Below are 16,010 nucleotides of genomic sequence, written 5' to 3' on the forward strand. Positions count from 1 at the left end.
CCCTGTCGAGGCTGGAATTCCAGCCTCGACAGGGCATTTGCACGTCGCCGGATATTTACCGCAGCGCAGGATCTACAGCACGCGGCTGAGGAATTCCTTGGTGCGGGCGTGCTTGGGGTTGGCGATGATTTCGCGGGGGTCACCGGATTCCACCACCACGCCCCCGTCCATGAATGTCAGCGTGTCGCCGACCTCGCGGGCAAAGCCGATCTCGTGGGTCACCACGATCATGGTCATGCCGGACTTGGCTAGGTCCTTCATCACGTTGAGCACATCGCCCACGAGTTCGGGGTCAAGGGCGGATGTGGGCTCATCGAAGAGCATCAGCTCGGGTTCCATGGCCAGGGCCCGGGCGATCGCAACGCGCTGCTGCTGGCCACCGGAAAGCTGTGCCGGGTAGTGGTTGGCGCGGTCCGCCAGGCCTACACGGTCCAGCAGTTCAAGGGCCTGCTTCTTGGCGACGCCCTTGGCTTTGCCCTTGACCTGCACGGGCGCTTCCATGACGTTGTAGAGCGCGGTCTTGTGCGGGAACAGGTTGAAGCGCTGGAAGACCATGCCGATTTCCCGGCGCTGCGCGGCGATTTCCTTGACCTTCAGATCGTGGAGGCGGCCGTTGACTTCGCGATAGCCGATCAGCTGGTCACCGACGGAGATGCGGCCGGCGCTGATGGTTTCGAGCAGGTTCACGCAGCGGAGCATGGTGGACTTGCCTGAACCGGACGGGCCGATCACAACGGACACTTCGCCCTGGTTGACCGTCAGGTCGATGCCGCGGAGGACGTGGTGGGGACCGAAGTACTTGTGGAGGCCTTCGATCCGCACCAGCGGTTTCTGGGTGGTGATCGTCATTTTGCCTCATCCTCCGGGAAGTCCATCTTCAGCGACGGCTCTGCCTCGGCACTCGGTGCCACTGCCGCGGCCGCCTTGGCAGCCGCGGGGTTGATGACGGCCGGGGCCAGGTTGGTGTCCACGCCCTTGCCGTAGTAGGCCTCGATGTAGTGCTGGCCGACCATGAGGATGCTGGTGATGACCAGGTACCAGATGGCTGCCACGATCAGCAGCGGCACCGGAAGGTAGATCCGGTTGGCCAGGGCATTGGTGGCGAAGGTCAAGTCCAAGGTGAACGGGACGGCCAGGACCAGGGAGGTGGTCTTGAGCATGCCGATGGTCTCGTTGCCGGTGGGCGGGACGATGATGCGCATGGCTTGGGGCAGGATGATGCGCCACATGATCTTGCCCTTGCCCATGCCCAGGGCTTCAGCAGCTTCGGTCTGTCCCTTGTCCACGGACTTCAGGCCGGCCCGGAAGATCTCGGCCAAGTAGGCCGATTCATTAAGGCCAAGCCCCAGAATTGCGGCAACAAGAGCCGTAATGACTGTGCTCGTGTCCAGGCTGAACAGCTCGGGGCCGAACGGCACCCCGGCGCTGATTTTGGGGTAGAGCACGGCTATCAAACCCCAGAAGACCAACTGTGTGTAGACCGGGGTGCCGCGGAAGAACCAGACCCAAACCCAGGAGGTGTAGCGCAGGACCGGGTTGTCGGACTGCCTCATGACGGCCAGCAGGATGGCAAGGACAATCGCAATGGCCATCGAGGCCACAGTCAAGAGCAACGTCCAGCCAACCCCCTGGACCACCTTCACGTCCAGGATGTAGGTGCCCACCACGTCCCAACGGAAGTTGTGGTTCGTGATGACGCTTTGAATCATTAGTGCCAATACGCCAAGGATGACGACAGCGCTGATCCACCGCCCAGGATGCCTGACCGGCACCGCATTGTTCAGCACCGGCGCCGCATGGGCTGGTTGATGATGATCCATCTGTGCACCTGATTTGTTATCGGTGGCGGGAATACTCAAGACTTGACCGCCGGGTTGACCTCGGACTTGGTGATGGCGCCTTCGGCGTTGCCCCAGCCAGTGAGGATTTTCTTGTATGAACCATTAGACATGAGCTTGGTCAGGGTCTTCTGGATGACATCGGCGAGGGCGGTGTCCGACTTGGCAACGGCGATGCCCTGGGGAGCGGCGTCGTAAACGTCGCCGAGCTTCTCAAGCTGGCCGTTCGTCTGGGTCAGGGCGTAGCCGATGATGGGGGAGTCGGCTGCCATGGCGTCGATGCTGCCGTTGACGAGCCTGGTGGTGACGTCGGTCTGGTTCTTAAGGGTGACGATGTTGATGGGCTGCTTGCCGTCAGCTACGCACTTCTTGTTGCGGCCGGAGAGGTCCGGGTCTTCCTGGACGGTGCCGGTCTGCACACCGATGGACTTGCCGCAGACGTCATCCAAGGAGAACTTCTTGGGGTTGCCCTTCTGCACTGCCCAGGCGGTGCCGGCGTTGAAGTAGCTGACCATGTTGACGGCGCCGAGTCGCTCGGGGTTGATGGTGAAGGAGGAGATGCCGAGATCGTACTTGGGGCCGAGGGCGGGGAGGATGCCCGTGAATTCGGCAGTCTGCACCTGGACCTTCAGGCCGAGTGTGGCACCGATTGCCTTGGCGATGTCGACGTCGTAACCGACCGGAGTCTGGCCGTCGGTTCCGAGGAATTCGGCGGGAGCGTAGGTGGTGTCCGAGCCGACGGTCAGCGTGCCCTTGGACTTGATGGCCGCGGGAACCAAGGCAGCAAGCGTGTCGTCCTTGGCGATGGTAGTGGGGTCAAAGCTTGCATTAGCACTGCCGGAAGGCGAGGCGGCACTCGACGGGCCGGTCTCTGAGGCGTTGGTGCAGGCAGTCAGTGCCAAGGCGCCGATTGCGATGATGGTTGCAGCCTTGAGCGTCGAACTGACCGGAAGCGAACGGAATTTCTGCATTTTCTTACCTTTTTTTGCAGTGGATGCGAAACTATCGGTTCATAGTGTAGCGCCGAACATGAGATGTGCGTCACAGAAAACTAAGTTTTACTATTGGATAACCTACCAAGTAAAAAATCAAGACCCCTGCCACGGCTATTGTCTCGCATCCCAGATATCCACGGGGGTGGGTGCGGAGCGGAATCGTGGCGTTGGAGTCTTAGCTGTTGATACCCAGCGATTCAAGCATCGGCCGGAATTTGGCCCAGGTCTCGGCCAGCTCGGCCTCGGGAACGGAGCCCTCAACGATGCCGCAGCCCGCGTACAAGCGGACGGTTGTTGGGCTCTCGATGATGGCACCACGCAGTGCGATACCCCACTCACCGTTGCCCGCGGCGTCGAGCCATCCGACCGGCCCCGCATAGGGCCCGCGGTCCATGTGTTCAAGCTCCCGGATCAGTTCCCCGGCAACCAAAGTAGGCGTGCCACACACGGCGGCCGTGGGGTGAAGTGCGTTGATCAGGGCGAGGCACGTAGGGACATGTCCCTCGATATCGGCGAGTTCAGCCTTCACGTCCGAGGCCAGGTGCCACACATTGGGCAGCTCCAGGATGAACGGCTCACTGTGGGCGTTCATGGCTTCGGAGAAGGGCGCAAGTTGGGTGGTGAGCGACTGGATGGCGATCTCGTGCTCATGCCTTTGCTTCTCGGAACCGGCAAGTACGCGTTCGGCGTATTCCATAGGGGAGCCGTCCATCCCCTCCGCATCGCGCCGGTCAAGCGTCCCGGCCAGGACACGCGCCTGTGCCGTGCGGCCTTCCACTTGGATGAGCATCTCCGGCGTCGCCCCTACCAAACCGTCGACGCCGTAAGTCCAGCATTCGCGGTAACGGCTGGCCAGCTGCTGCAGCACCTGCGCGGCGTTGACGCCGTCGGGCAGTGTTGCCACTACGTCACGGGCGAGGACGAGCTTCTGCAGCTTTCCTGTCCGGATTTCCGTCACGCCGTCGGCGACGGCCTGCTTCCAGTCGGCTTCGCTCAGCGAACCGCTCTCCAGTGCGACCTTCCCATCCCCGACGCCGGAGCCGCCCGCCGCTGCAAGCCCGCCGTCCGCAGGACTGAGCCAGCCCGCAAAGGCTGCGAGGGCGCCCGCCTCGGTGAGTTCGACGTCGTCGAGCGTCAACTGGGTGAGCCAGGACTGCCCGTCCCGGATCCCGACCACAATCTCCGGAAGGATCAGGCGCGATTCAAAGGCGGACATCTTGGAGAAAGAAAAGGAGCCAAAGGCTACGGGACCGGTGCCCGGGATCTCGAGGGGATCCGTGACGTCGGCCTCGATGACGAGGTGGCGCCACCAGATATCGGCCTCGAGGAAGCGATCAGGCCCGGTGGCAGTGAAGCGCGCGAGTTCGCCAAAGCCCACCAGCCCGTTCTCGCGGCGGGACCAGCACAGGACATCGTCCCGGACCAGAAACGACGGCAGCCCCCCGGAGGATGAATCAACATCGAGGGGGACTGTCAAGGTGCGGAGCGTGCTCGTCATGATGGAACAACATTACTCCGCAGGCAACGGTAACCGCGTTCGCCGGACGGGCGCCCCGGCGGGAGCCTTAGCCCGGGAACTCGGACGGGAACCCGGGCATGAACGGAGCGCCCCGAAAGTTCTTCCCAATTTTGTCTGAGACAATTGCAGGGTGAACCGAGCATCCTTGGAAAAGCGTCCGGACGAAGTTGCGACGATGTTTGACGATGTCGCCCCCAAATACGACGTCGTCAACGATGTCCTGTCCATGGGTCAGACTCGGCGTTGGCGCCGCGTCGTCGTGGAAGCGATGGATGTTCGGGTGGGCCAAAAGGTCCTGGACTTGGCTGCCGGTACCGGTACCTCGAGCGAACCTTACGCCGACGCCGGAGTGGATGTTGTAGCCTGCGATTTCTCGCTGGGGATGCTGAAGGTTGGCAAGCGCCGCCGTCCGGACATCAACTTCGTTGCCGGAGACGCTACCAATCTGCCCTTCGCCGACAACTCCTTTGACGCGTGCACCATTTCCTTCGGCCTGCGTAACGTCAACGAACCGCACAAGGCCCTCGAAGAGATGCTCCGCGTCACCAAGCCCGGCGGACGCCTGGTCATCGCAGAATTCTCGGCCCCGGTGGTGCCCCTTTGGCGCACGATGTACACCGAATACCTGATGCGCGCACTGCCCGCCATCGCCACCAAAGTCTCCTCCAACCCGGACGCCTACGTGTACCTTGCCGAGTCCATCCGCGCTTGGCCGGACCAGGACCACTTGGCCGCCTGGCTGCAGGAAGCCGGTTGGACGGACGTCAACTACCGCAACCTGAGCGGTGGAATCGTGGCAATACACCGGGCCCAGAAGCCCGCCGGTCCGCACACCGCCAGCGTCCCCGTGGCCAAGCTGCGCCGCCAGATCAAGCCGCGCCGCCAAGCCGGCGATCAGTCCCGCTAACCGGCTCATTAACAAGGACGCTGTGAACGTACTGATAGTCGGCGCAGGACCAGCCGGGTCCACCGCCGCGTATTACCTTGCCCGGGCTGGAATAGCCGTGACGGTGCTGGAGAAGACCAGCTTCCCGCGCGAAAAGGTCTGCGGTGACGGGCTCACTCCCCGCGCGGTCCGCGAAATCCAGAAGCTCGGCCTTCCGCATGCCGAGGACGAGGGTTGGCGCCGCAACAAGGGGCTCCGGCTGATCGCTGGCGGCCGGACCATCGAGCTGCCCTGGCCCGAAGTTGCCGACTTTCCCACGTACGGACTTATCCGCACCCGCCTCGGATTCGACGAGGAGCTGGCCCGGCATGCCCAGGCCGCCGGCGCAGTCGTCCTCGAACGCCACACCGTCACCGAAGCCTTGCGCGACCACTCCGGGCGGGTGATCGGCGCCCGTGCGGCGATCCTCGACGAGTCCGGACGCAAGACGGGCGAGACGCGCGACTTCCATGCCGACGTCGTACTCGCCGCGGACGGCAACTCGACCCGCACAGCCGTTTCGCTCGGCATGCACAAGCGCGATGACCGCCCGCTGGGCGTCGCAGTCCGCACCTATTTCACCTCGCCCCGCCACGACGACGACTGGATGGAAGGCTGGCTTGAGTTGCCGGGCAAGTCCGGCAAGCCGCTGCCCGGCTACGGTTGGGTGTTTGGCGTCGGGGATGGAACGTCCAACGTTGGCCTCGGAATCCTGAACTCTTCCAAGGAATTCGGCAAGCTCGACTACAAGCAGGTCCTGCGCGAATGGACCGCCGGCATGCCGTCCGACTGGGGCTTCACTCCGGAAAACCAGGTGGGGGAGATCCGCGGCGCATCGCTACCCATGGGCTTCAACCGGACCCCGCACTACTCGCCGGGGCTCATGCTCCTGGGCGACGCCGGCGGCATGGTTTCCCCGTTCAACGGCGAGGGCATTTCCTACGCCATGGAGTCAGCCCGTTTTGCGGCCGAGTTCATCATCGACGCGTCGTCCCGTTCGCGTTCAGCGGGATGGACAGCCGACGACGCCGACGCGCACCTTTCGCGGTACGCGGACTACGTGCGGGACCAGTGGGGTTCACACTTCACCTTGGGGCGCGTCTTTGCTGTACTCATCGGCAAGCCTGCCGTCATGAAACTCGCGCTGCGGACTGGCATGCCCATTCCGGTGCTGATGCGCTTCGTGGTGCGGATGCTCGCCAACCTCACGGATGCGTCTGCCAAGGGTTTCGAGGACCGCGCCATCCGCGTCCTCGAGATGCTGGTCCCGGCCACGTCCAACACCACGTCCACCGCCGCTTCCACCCGTGCCGGCACCGAATCAACGCTTTCCTCCGCGAAAAGTTAGGGTTAACCCGTGACTCACTCTGCCGAACACAGTTGGACGCACGCCGGTCACGGCCTGCCGGAGACTGTCGAACCCGCTCCCACCACCACCGCGATTGCCACTGGCCTGCAGCTTCCTGCCGGTTTTGCGGCTATCGCCAAGGACGTGGAGCTGGGTCCTGCCATCACCACCAACCTTGCCCGCGTGGAAAAGCAGCTCCGCGAAGCAATTGCCAACTCGGACCCCCTGGCCGACGCAACGTCGCGTCACCTGGTGGAAGCCGGCGGCAAGCGTATCCGTCCGCTGTTGACCCTCCTGTGCGCCCACCTAGGTGACGCCTCCCGTCCGGAAGTGGTCCAGGCCGCCGTCGTGGTTGAACTGACGCACCTCGCAACCCTCTACCACGACGACGTGATGGACTCGGCTCCCTACCGCCGGGGCGCCCCGACGGCCCACGAAGTCTGGGGCAACTCGGTGGCAATCCTCACTGGCGACCTGATCTTTGCCCGGGCCTCGATCCTGGTGTCCGAACTCGGTTCGCGTGCCCTGGGAATCCAGGCCCGCACCTTCGAGCGCTTGTGCCTGGGCCAGTTGCACGAAACCGTTGGCCCGCGTGAGGGCGAAGACGCCGTGGAGCACTATCTCTCCGTTATCGCCGACAAGACCGGTTCCTTGGTTGCCGCCTCCGGCCAGCTCGGTGCCATCTTCGCCGGCGCCGACGAGGCCTTCGAGGACGTGCTCGTGGAGTACGGCGAGAAGGTAGGCGTGGCCTTCCAGCTGGCCGATGACGTCATTGACGTCACCGGCGTGAAGGTCAAGTCCGGCAAGTCCCCGGGGACGGACCTCCGCGAAGGCGTCCCCACCCTGCCCGTCCTACTGCTCCGCAAGGCTGCCGACAATGGCGACCAGTCCGCCGTCGAACTCTTGAAGCTGGTGGACGGCGACCTGTCCTCCGATGAGGCGCTGGCGCTGGCCGTCGCCGGGCTGCGCGAGCACCCTGTCACCGCTGAATCCTGGGTGATCGCGCGTCAGTGGTCCGCGGAAGCCATCGAGGCCTTGAAGCCGTTGCCCGAAGGCGTGGTCAAGGAATCGCTCACGAACTTCGCCCACGCCGTGGTGGAGCGCGCCAGCTAGTCCCCACCGCCACCCTCGCCTCGCAAGCTCGGCCAGGGAACCCTAGCGGCGTGGGCCCACGCTGTAGTCGTTTTGACGCGTCAGAACGACAACAACTGCTAGCTACTTGGGCGGGGACGGGCTTAAATGCAATGGCCCCGGTTCTTTGCAACGCTACGAGTCACGCGCTGCAACGAACCGGGACCATAATCTCCGTTCGCATCAGATTCACCGGAGGCATTTAGTGAATCCGGTTACAGCATATGACAGGTTTGTCACGGGTGCAACTTTTCCGGTCAATAGATTTTCCGAAGTTTGGAAGTTTGCCGGGGCCTTCGCGTCGTGAATTCCCCACCTTTGGAGCTGCCCTAGCCCACAAGGCCTGAATTCTCGGCGTCGATATCCCGGCAGGTCGCTCAAAACCGGGGAGTTTCGGCGCCCGCCCGCTTATCCACATAGAGGAGCCTTCACCTTCCGGCGTCAACGCCGCACTGCTGAAGTTTTCTCATGGACCTCGTTGGCTTCCTCAAATACGCTGGCTCGGCCGCGAGAACTTCCACGGTGAAGCAGGCTGGCTTCTCCGACCGTGCCATCCGAGCAGTGGTCGCTGGCGGGGAGATCGTGCGGCGGCGCAGGGGTGTCCTGGCCTTGCCGGGTGCCCAGGAAGATATCGTCGCTGCCCTCAGCGCCAACGGGCTGCTCACGTGCGCATCCGGAGCCCGGCACAACGGCATCTGGGTTCTGCACGAACCCCGGACCCTCCATTTACTGTGCAGGCACGGCAACGCCAAGGGATTTGTGGTCCACCGGGAGTCAGTGGTGGAGACGCGACACATCCGTCCAGTGGCCAGCCTTACAGATACCTTGCTGCATTCCCTCCGTTGCCTGCCCGACGTCGAGGCAGCCGTCATGGTGGAAAGTGCCCTCCTCCAAGGCCGGACCAATCTCGATTACCTCCGTGAGAGGCTGCCCGGCAACCGGAACGGGGCGGCCCGAAAGGCACTCCCACTCGTGGACGGTTCGGCAGATTCTCCGATCGAGGTCGTGGCGCGGATACTTTTCCGGCAGGCCGGCATCCATACCGAGACGCAGGTCGAATTGCCCGGAATCGGCATTGTGGACTTCTTGTTGGAGGGAAAGCTGATTGTGGAAGTGGACGGAGAGAGCCATCTTCAGCCTCGGCAGGTCAAGAAGGATAGGCGCCGCAACAACGCAGGAACGGTGAAAGGCTTTCTGGTTCTCAGATACGACTATTCGCAGATTGTGTATCAGCGAGAAACCGTGCTTTCCGAGGTTCTCCAAGTCCTTCGCCAAGGATGCCGCTGAAACTCCCCGGTTTTGGCCCGGCCGGGACCGGAGCGCCCTCGGAAACAATGGGCTCGAGGGCCTAACTTAGCCCAAAGATGGGGAGAAAGCTCCGGGCCGGCCAAACCCCTAGTCTTCGTCGCTGAAAGCCCAGTCGAACATGTCGAACACGAACTCGGAGAACGTGCCCTCTTCGGATTTCCACTGGCCGCGGGCGTTGTTGCGGCGCCAAACGATGGGATCGGGGACGCCGAGGTCGCCTACGCGGAAGCCCCAGGTGAATTGCTCTTCCTCGTCCTCCAGGAACATGAGGAAGCCTTCGTCGTCCACCTCGAGTTCCTCGGGGTCCCAGAAGTAGTGGTAAGCCTCCATGAGGTCCTCGCAGCCACCGAGAGCGAGGTAGAACTCGCGCAAAACCATGGGAATCGTGAACGAGTGGCCGGCCAAGGCCTCGTCGAGTTCCGAGGCGGTCAGGCCGTCTTCTTCCTGCCATTCGTCCTCGAGATACTTCGGTACAAGCGCGCGGAATTTCTCGAGGAACATGTCAGTCATGCTCCCATCCTAGCTAATCGCGGGCACGTGAATCGGCGCCCGTCGAGACCCCGGCGCGATGCCATCCACGGACTGCTAAGGGCACTCGCCAACCTCGGCGCCAAGCCACCACACGGAAGGCGAAAACCAAGGCGGCAATCAGAGCCGCAGTCAGCCCGTTGAAGGCACCCGTGTTCCAGAGCAAGGCCGTCAGTGCCGCTCCGCTGAAGGCCGGCAGGGCGTACAGATCCCGGGCATCGAAGAGCGTGGGGATTTCGTTGGCGGTGATATCGCGGAGCAGTCCGCCGCCCACGGCCGTGGTGACGCCCAACAGGATTGCAGCCACCGGATTCATCCCTGCGGCCAGCGCCTTGAGCGTTCCGGTGATGCAGAACAAAGCCAGCCCGCCGGCGTCGAACAGTGTCAACAGCGAGGTAAAGCGCTGGATGCTTGAAAACAGGAAGTACACCAGCACGGCGGCCAACAAAGGCGGCACCAGGTAGACCGGGTTGGTGAACGCCGCGGGTGGGCCGGCGTTGATGATGATGTCGCGGATGACGCCGCCGCCCAGGGACACGAGCGAAGCCAAGAGAAGAGAGCCGATGATGTCGAACTGCTTCTTGGCCGCGAGCAAGGACCCGGACACAGCGAAAAAGAACACGCCGGCCAGATCCAGCCATACCAGCGCGAGGTCAAACGTGAACAAATGCAACTCCATTCTTCGTTCACAGACGGGCGATCCTGCTTGCCCAACGTTACGCTTGCACCCATGAACAGCCCCGTCTTGATCGCGTGCGCCCACGGAACCCGGAACGTCGAAGGGCAGGCCGCGATCCGCCAGGTCATGGCTGAAATCGAGGCCCTCCGTCCTGGCCTGACGGTTGTTGAGGCCTACGTGGACGTCCAGGAGCCCGAGTTGGGCGGCGTGGTGGCCGGCCTCCCGGAAGGCACCCCCGCCGTCGTCGTTCCTTTGCTGCTCAGCACCGGCTACCACGTCAAGGTGGACATCCCGAAGGCGATCAAGTCCCGCCCGGAGGTGTCCGCGGCGCCGCCGCTGGGGCCTGATCCGCGGCTCGCGGAGCTGCTCGCCGCACGGTTGCGCGACGCCGGTCTGGGCGACGACGACGGCGTCCTGCTGGCTGCCGCAGGCTCATCCTTGCCGGACGGTTCCGTCGATTCTGAAGAGCAGGCGCGCCAGCTCGCCGAGTTGCTGCCCAACAAGGTGCGCGTCGCCTATGGTGCCAGTGCCGAACCGACGGTGCCCGACGGCGTCGCGGCCCTGCGCGCGGAACACACCGAAGACGGCGGCCGGGTTGTGGTGTCCTCATACCTGCTGGCCACGGGCTACTTTCACGACCAGCTGTCCAAGGCCGGGGCCGACGTCGTGACGGCGCCGTTGCTGCCTTCTCCGGTGCTCGCGGAGATCGCCCTGGAACGCTACGACGCAGTCATCGCCGCGCGCTCCTGAACCGTTCTTTCGAATGCATAGCGGGGCCTCTCGAACAAGGTCCCACGGCGGTTCGTGACGAAATGTTTCCCTAGGTGACTCTTCGTTTCTGCTCCATTGTTGGAGAAATCTGGGCGGTTCTACAGTCGATGCATGACTGATACAGCTCTAGCCGGAGCGTCTGCGGACGAGGCTGCACCCAAGCGCCCGGCCCGTACCGCCCGTCCTGCCGCTAAACCCCACGGCCAGTGGAAGGTTGACGGCACCACGCCGCTCAACGCCAACGAGGCCTGGAAGCAGGAAGACAACGGGCTGAACGTCCGTGAGCGTATCGAGTCTGTCTACTCCAAGCACGGCTTCGACTCGATCGACGGCACGGACCTGCACGGCCGCTTCCGCTGGTGGGGCCTGTACACCCAGCGCAAGCCCGGGATCGACGGCGGCAAGACCGCCACGCTTGAGCCGCACGAGCTCGAGGACAAGTACTTCATGCTTCGCGTGAGGATCGACGGCGGCGCGCTCACCACCGAGCAACTGCGCGTGATCGGCCAGATTTCCGTTGACTTCGCCCGCGGAAGCGCCGACCTGACTGACCGCCAGAACATCCAGCTGCACTGGATCCGCGTTGAGGACGTGCCGGAGATCTGGCGCCGTCTCGAATCCGTCGGCCTGTCCACCACCGAGGCCTGCGGCGACGTCCCGCGCGTCATCCTGGGCTCCCCGGTTGCCGGTATCGCCAAGGACGAGATCATCGATCCCACGCCGCTGATCAACGAACTCGCGGAGCGCTTCATCGGCGACCCCGAGCTCGCCAACCTGCCGCGCAAGTACAAGACCGCCATCACCGGCCATCCCTCGCAGGACGTTGTCCACGAGATCAACGACTTCGGCTTGGTCGGCATGGTCCACCCCGAACTCGGCGTCGGCTACGACCTCTGGGTGGGCGGCGCGCTCTCCACGAACCCCATGCTGGCCAAGCGGCTGGGGGCGTTCGTGAAGCCCGAGGAAGCCGCCGAAGTATGGCTCGGCGTCACCAGCATCTTCCGCGACTACGGCTACCGCCGCATGCGCACCAAGGCCCGCTTGAAGTTCCTCCTGGCCGACTGGGGTCCGGAGAAGTTCCGCCAGATCCTTGAAGACGAATACCTCGGCTTCAAGCTTGCGGACGGCCCCGCGGCGCCCAAGCCCTCTACACCCGGCGATCACGTTGGAGTGCACGAACAGAAGGACGGCAAGTTCTTCATCGGTGCCACGCCGTTGGCTGGTCGCCTCTCGGGGAGCCAGCTCGTAAAACTGGCTGACACGCTCGAAGCCCGTGGGTCCTTCCGCCTGCGCACCACGCCGCACCAGAAGATCGTTGTGCTGGACGTCGCCAAGGAGCAGGTGGAACCGCTCGTCGCCGAACTGGACACGCTGGGCCTTTCCGCCCGTCCGTCCGTGTTCCGCCGCGGCACCATCGCCTGCACCGGCATCGAATTCTGCAAGCTTGCCATCGTGGAAACCAAGGTCACGGCAGCCACCGCCGTTGCCGAATTGGAACGCCGCCTGGCCGACCTCGCGGACAGCGGTCAGCTGCCGCAGGCACTATCCCTGCACATCAACGGCTGCCCCAACTCCTGCGCCCGCATCCAGACCGCGGACATCGGGCTGAAGGGCATGATGCTGCCAACGCCCGACGGCGACCCCACCCCGGGTTTCCAGGTCCACTTGGGCGGCGGGTTGGCTTCCTCCGACCGCGAAGAAGCAGGCCTCGGCCGCACCGTACGCGGCCTCAAGGTTTATGTCGAGGACCTGCCCGATTACGTAGAGCGGGTAGTCCGGAAATTCGTGGCAGACCGCGCCGAGGGCCAGACCTTCGCCGAATGGGCACACTCCGCAGATGAAGGAGATCTCCAGTGACAACCACCACCCAGCTCCGCTCCCACGACGAACTCAAGGCCCTGGCCGAATCCGGTGCCGCAGAGCTCGGCTGGAACGCGCCCGCTCGCGACGTCATCGCCTGGGTGGCCCGCAACTTCGAACTGCCCGCCGTCGCCGTGGCCTGCTCCATGGCCGACGCCGTGCTGCCCGCTCTTGTCGCGGACCAGTTTCCCGGCGTCGACGTTCTCTTCCTGGAGACCGGTTACCACTTCCCGGAAACCCACGCCACAAGGGATGAGGTCGCCGCGAACCTGCGTGTGAACATCGTGGACGTACTTCCGGAGAACACCGTGGAGCAGCAGGACCGCCTTCTCGGCAAGGACCTGTTTGCCCGCGACGCCGCCCAGTGCTGCGCGCTCCGGAAGGTCCAGCCGCTGCGACGGACCCTGGCCGGCTACGAAGTCTGGTTCACCGGTGTCCGCCGGGACGAGGCCCCCACCCGGACCAACACTCCGCTGATCACCTGGGACGAGACGAACGGCCTGGTCAAGGTCAACCCGATGGCCGATTGGAGCTTTGACCAGCTGGTCCAGTACTCCGAAGACAACATCCTTCCCGTCAACCCCCTCCTGAGCCAGGGCTACCCGTCCATCGGATGCCAGCCCTGCACCAGGAAAGTGGCCCCAGGAGCGGACCCCCGCTCCGGCCGCTGGGCAGGGACCGACAAGACAGAATGCGGACTACACGTATGAGCACCCAAATCACCAACGAGGACCTGGAGCTGTCTGTGCTGGAAACCGACGCTGCTGAGACGCCGACTGCCGCTCCGGCTCTGCGATCGGCTCGCCTCTCGTCTTTGGACACGTTGGAGTCCGAGGCCATTCACATCATCCGTGAAGTTGTTGCCGAGTTCGAGAAGCCTGCGTTGCTGTTCTCCGGTGGCAAGGACTCCGTGGTCATGCTGCACCTGGCTACCAAGGCGTTCTGGCCGGGCAAGGTACCGTTCCCCGTCTTACACGTGGACACTGGTCATAACTTCCCTGAGGTCATTGATTTCCGCGACCGTACGGTGGAGCGCCTAGGCCTCAAGCTCGTGGTGGGCTCCGTGCAGGAGTTCATCGACCGTGGCGAACTCGCCGAACGTGCCGATGGCACCCGCAACCCGCTGCAGACCGTGCCGCTCCTGGATGCCATCCAGCGCAACAAGTTCGACGCCGTTTTCGGCGGCGGCCGTCGTGACGAGGACAAGGCCCGTGCCAAGGAACGCATCCTGAGCCTGCGGGACGAGTTCGGCCAGTGGGATCCCCGCAACCAGCGCCCTGAATTGTGGAACCTGTACAACGGCCGCCACACAGTGGGCCAGCACGTGCGGGCATTCCCCATCAGCAACTGGACCGAGCTGGACGTCTGGCGCTACATCGAGCGCGAAGGCATTGAGTTGCCCGGTTTGTACTACGCCCACGAGCGCGAGGTCTACGAGCGGGACGGCATGTGGCGTGCGGTCGGTGAGGTTTCCATGCCTAAACCCCATGAGGAAGTCATCACGAAGCTCGTCCGCTACCGCACTGTGGGCGACATGTCCTGCACCGGCGCGGTTCTTTCCGACGCCCGCACGGTTACCGACGTAGTTGTCGAAGTTGCCGCATCCACACTCACCGAACGTGGCGCCACCCGTGCAGATGACCGCATCTCCGAGGCAGCCATGGAAGACCGCAAGAAGGACGGCTACTTCTAATGAGCACTCAGACTTCACTCCTGGAGACCGGCCTGCGCGAATCCACGCTGTTCCGTTTCGCCACGGCCGGATCCGTTGACGACGGCAAGTCCACCTTGGTGGGACGCCTTCTTCACGATTCCAAGGCGATCCTCGCCGACCAGCTCGACGCCGTGGCCCGCACCTCAGCGGACCGTGGCTTCGGCGGAGCCGGCGCCACCGGCACTCAGGCGATCGACCTTGCCCTCCTGACCGATGGCCTTCGTGCTGAGCGGGAACAAGGCATCACCATCGACGTCGCCTACCGCTACTTCGCCACCGACCGCCGCAGCTTCATCCTCGCGGACTGCCCGGGCCACGTTCAGTACACCAAGAACACGGTGACGGGCGCGTCCACTGCGGATGCCGTCGTCGTGCTCATTGACGCCCGCAAGGGAGTCCTGGAGCAGACCCGCCGGCACCTGTCTGTGCTGCAGCTGCTGCGCGTGGCGCACGTGATCGTCGCCGTGAACAAGATCGACCTCGTGGACTTCAGCGAGTCCGTCTTCCGCGAAATCGAGACGGATGTGCAGAAGGTTGCGCGCGAGCTTGGCTTGGGCAGCGACGGGATTGCCGACGTCGTGGTCATCCCGGTGTCAGCGCTCGACGGCGACAACGTGGTGGACCGCTCGGACCGCACCCCTTGGTACAGCGGCCCAGCCCTGCTCGAGGTCCTGGAAACCCTTCCGGCCGCCGACGAGCTTGAAAGCCACCTGGAAAGCTTCCGCTTCCCGGTCCAGCTGGTCATCCGCCCGCAAGGCGCGCTGGCTCCGGACGCCGTCGCCGCGGGGCTCGACGTCGAGGCGTACCGCGACTACCGTGCCTACGCCGGCCAGATCACGGAAGGGACCGTGAAGCTCGGCGACAAAGTCACCGTCCTGAGCCCGGGCCATGAGCCCCGGATCACCACGGTGACGGGTATCGACTTCGCCGGGAATGAGCTGGTCGAGGCCACTGCTCCTCAGTCCGTGGCGATCCGCTTGGCCGATGAGATCGACATCGCGCGCGGTGACACCATTGCTGCGGCAGGAACGGTGCGCGAGAGCTCGGCCGACCTGTACGCAGCGCTGTGCTGGCTCTCGCCGAAGCCGCTGCGTGAAGGTGCCAAGGTGCTCGTGAAGCACGGGACCCGCACTGTCCAGGCGCTGGTGCGCAATGTGACGGGCAAGCTGGACCTGGCCACGTTCAACGTGGAGGCTGCCTCCAGTCTCGAGCTGAATGACATCGGCAACGCCCAGCTTCGACTGGCCGCGCCGTTGCCCCTCGAGAATTACCTGCACCACCGCCGTACGGGCGCGTTCCTGGTGATCGATCCCGTGGACGGCAACACCCTGGCTGCCGGTTTGGTGATGGACCACCCGGGCGACCACGAAGACGAACGTTACGTCATCTGACCT

15 protein-coding genes are annotated in these 16,010 nt (G+C 64.0%); 9 read left to right on the forward strand and 6 right to left on the reverse strand.

The genetic code is table 11. The features are described from left to right. Positions 1-72: 72 nt before the first annotated feature. From AC3ANQ_RS04560 to AC3ANQ_RS04575, 4 genes are all read right to left on the reverse strand, one after another. Positions 73-849 (reverse strand): amino acid ABC transporter ATP-binding protein, encoded by a 777-nt coding sequence (locus AC3ANQ_RS04560; protein WP_488304019.1) that lies wholly within the window; start codon positions 847-849, stop codon positions 73-75. Further along, positions 846-1,820, reverse strand: a complete 975-nt coding sequence (locus AC3ANQ_RS04565) for an amino acid ABC transporter permease (RefSeq protein ID WP_488304020.1) — start codon at positions 1,818-1,820, stop codon at positions 846-848. Before AC3ANQ_RS04565 ends, AC3ANQ_RS04560 begins: the two co-directional genes overlap by 4 nt. Positions 1,821-1,855: 35 nt before the next feature. Further along, positions 1,856-2,809: an ABC transporter substrate-binding protein gene (locus tag AC3ANQ_RS04570; RefSeq protein WP_488304021.1), complete on the reverse strand. Its 954-nt coding sequence runs from the start codon at positions 2,807-2,809 to the stop codon at positions 1,856-1,858. A gap of 199 nt (positions 2,810-3,008) precedes the next feature. Continuing rightward, a complete protein-coding gene (locus AC3ANQ_RS04575) occupies positions 3,009-4,331 on the reverse strand; it encodes an isochorismate synthase (RefSeq protein WP_488304022.1) in 1,323 nt (440 codons plus the stop codon). 151 nt (positions 4,332-4,482) lie between these two features. On the opposite strand from AC3ANQ_RS04575, the gene AC3ANQ_RS04580 reads away from it, so the two are divergent. The 4 genes from AC3ANQ_RS04580 to AC3ANQ_RS04595 all read left to right on the forward strand — a co-directional run bounded on the left by AC3ANQ_RS04580 (position 4,483) and on the right by AC3ANQ_RS04595 (position 9,043). After that, on the forward strand, positions 4,483-5,259 hold the full coding sequence (locus AC3ANQ_RS04580; protein ID WP_488304023.1) for a demethylmenaquinone methyltransferase: 777 nt from the start codon (positions 4,483-4,485) through the stop codon (positions 5,257-5,259). Positions 5,260-5,281: 22 nt separating this feature from the next. After that, positions 5,282-6,625: a geranylgeranyl reductase family protein gene (locus AC3ANQ_RS04585; protein ID WP_488304024.1), complete on the forward strand. Its 1,344-nt coding sequence runs from the start codon at positions 5,282-5,284 to the stop codon at positions 6,623-6,625. A gap of 9 nt (positions 6,626-6,634) precedes the next feature. Further along, entirely contained in the window at positions 6,635-7,738 is a 1,104-nt protein-coding gene (locus AC3ANQ_RS04590) for a polyprenyl synthetase family protein (RefSeq protein ID WP_488304025.1), read from the forward strand. A 486-nt stretch (positions 7,739-8,224) separates the two neighbouring features. After that, on the forward strand, positions 8,225-9,043 hold the full coding sequence (locus tag AC3ANQ_RS04595; RefSeq protein WP_488304026.1) for an endonuclease domain-containing protein: 819 nt from the start codon (positions 8,225-8,227) through the stop codon (positions 9,041-9,043). 108 nt (positions 9,044-9,151) lie between these two features. On the opposite strand, the gene AC3ANQ_RS04600 is transcribed toward AC3ANQ_RS04595, so the two are convergent. Next, on the reverse strand, positions 9,152-9,574 hold the full coding sequence (locus tag AC3ANQ_RS04600; protein ID WP_488304027.1) for a hypothetical protein: 423 nt from the start codon (positions 9,572-9,574) through the stop codon (positions 9,152-9,154). 13 nt (positions 9,575-9,587) lie between these two features. Further along, a complete protein-coding gene (locus AC3ANQ_RS04605) occupies positions 9,588-10,259 on the reverse strand; it encodes a trimeric intracellular cation channel family protein (RefSeq protein WP_488304028.1) in 672 nt (223 codons plus the stop codon). 63 nt (positions 10,260-10,322) lie between these two features. On the opposite strand from AC3ANQ_RS04605, the gene AC3ANQ_RS04610 reads away from it, so the two are divergent. The 5 genes from AC3ANQ_RS04610 to AC3ANQ_RS04630 all read left to right on the forward strand — a co-directional run bounded on the left by AC3ANQ_RS04610 (position 10,323) and on the right by AC3ANQ_RS04630 (position 16,007). Next, entirely contained in the window at positions 10,323-11,021 is a 699-nt protein-coding gene (locus AC3ANQ_RS04610) for a sirohydrochlorin chelatase (protein ID WP_488304029.1), read from the forward strand. Between the two features lie 132 nt (positions 11,022-11,153). Continuing rightward, a complete protein-coding gene (locus AC3ANQ_RS04615) occupies positions 11,154-12,899 on the forward strand; it encodes a nitrite/sulfite reductase (protein WP_488304030.1) in 1,746 nt (581 codons plus the stop codon). Continuing rightward, the gene (locus AC3ANQ_RS04620) at positions 12,896-13,612 is read left to right on the forward strand and encodes a phosphoadenylyl-sulfate reductase (protein WP_488304031.1); all 717 of its coding nucleotides are present in this window, start codon (positions 12,896-12,898) and stop codon (positions 13,610-13,612) included. The genes AC3ANQ_RS04615 and AC3ANQ_RS04620 overlap by 4 nt, the downstream gene beginning before the upstream one ends. Next, the gene (gene cysD, locus AC3ANQ_RS04625) at positions 13,609-14,595 is read left to right on the forward strand and encodes a sulfate adenylyltransferase subunit CysD (protein WP_488304032.1); all 987 of its coding nucleotides are present in this window, start codon (positions 13,609-13,611) and stop codon (positions 14,593-14,595) included. The genes AC3ANQ_RS04620 and cysD overlap by 4 nt, the downstream gene beginning before the upstream one ends. Continuing rightward, positions 14,595-16,007, forward strand: a complete 1,413-nt coding sequence (locus tag AC3ANQ_RS04630) for a sulfate adenylyltransferase subunit 1 (RefSeq protein ID WP_488304033.1) — start codon at positions 14,595-14,597, stop codon at positions 16,005-16,007. Before cysD ends, AC3ANQ_RS04630 begins: the two co-directional genes overlap by 1 nt. Positions 16,008-16,010: the final 3 nt, after the last annotated feature.

The sequence above is a fragment of the Arthrobacter sp. DMZ02-1R genome (assembly GCF_057747935.1).

Excerpts from the sequence above, each read along its gene's own strand:
- AC3ANQ_RS04560 (WP_488304019.1), bottom strand. The coding sequence starts at position 849 with ATGACGATCACCACCCAGAAACCGCTGGTGCGGATCGAAGGCCTCCAC.
- AC3ANQ_RS04565 (WP_488304020.1), bottom strand. The coding sequence starts at position 1,820 with ATGGATCATCATCAACCAGCCCATGCGGCGCCGGTGCTGAACAATGCG.
- AC3ANQ_RS04570 (WP_488304021.1), bottom strand. The coding sequence starts at position 2,809 with ATGCAGAAATTCCGTTCGCTTCCGGTCAGTTCGACGCTCAAGGCTGCA.
- AC3ANQ_RS04575 (WP_488304022.1), bottom strand. The coding sequence starts at position 4,331 with ATGACGAGCACGCTCCGCACCTTGACAGTCCCCCTCGATGTTGATTCA.
- AC3ANQ_RS04595 (WP_488304026.1), top strand. The coding sequence starts at position 8,225 with ATGGACCTCGTTGGCTTCCTCAAATACGCTGGCTCGGCCGCGAGAACT.
- AC3ANQ_RS04600 (WP_488304027.1), bottom strand. The coding sequence starts at position 9,574 with ATGACTGACATGTTCCTCGAGAAATTCCGCGCGCTTGTACCGAAGTAT.
- AC3ANQ_RS04610 (WP_488304029.1), top strand. The coding sequence starts at position 10,323 with ATGAACAGCCCCGTCTTGATCGCGTGCGCCCACGGAACCCGGAACGTC.
- AC3ANQ_RS04615 (WP_488304030.1), top strand. The coding sequence starts at position 11,154 with ATGACTGATACAGCTCTAGCCGGAGCGTCTGCGGACGAGGCTGCACCC.
- cysD (WP_488304032.1), top strand. The coding sequence starts at position 13,609 with ATGAGCACCCAAATCACCAACGAGGACCTGGAGCTGTCTGTGCTGGAA.
- AC3ANQ_RS04630 (WP_488304033.1), top strand. The coding sequence starts at position 14,595 with ATGAGCACTCAGACTTCACTCCTGGAGACCGGCCTGCGCGAATCCACG.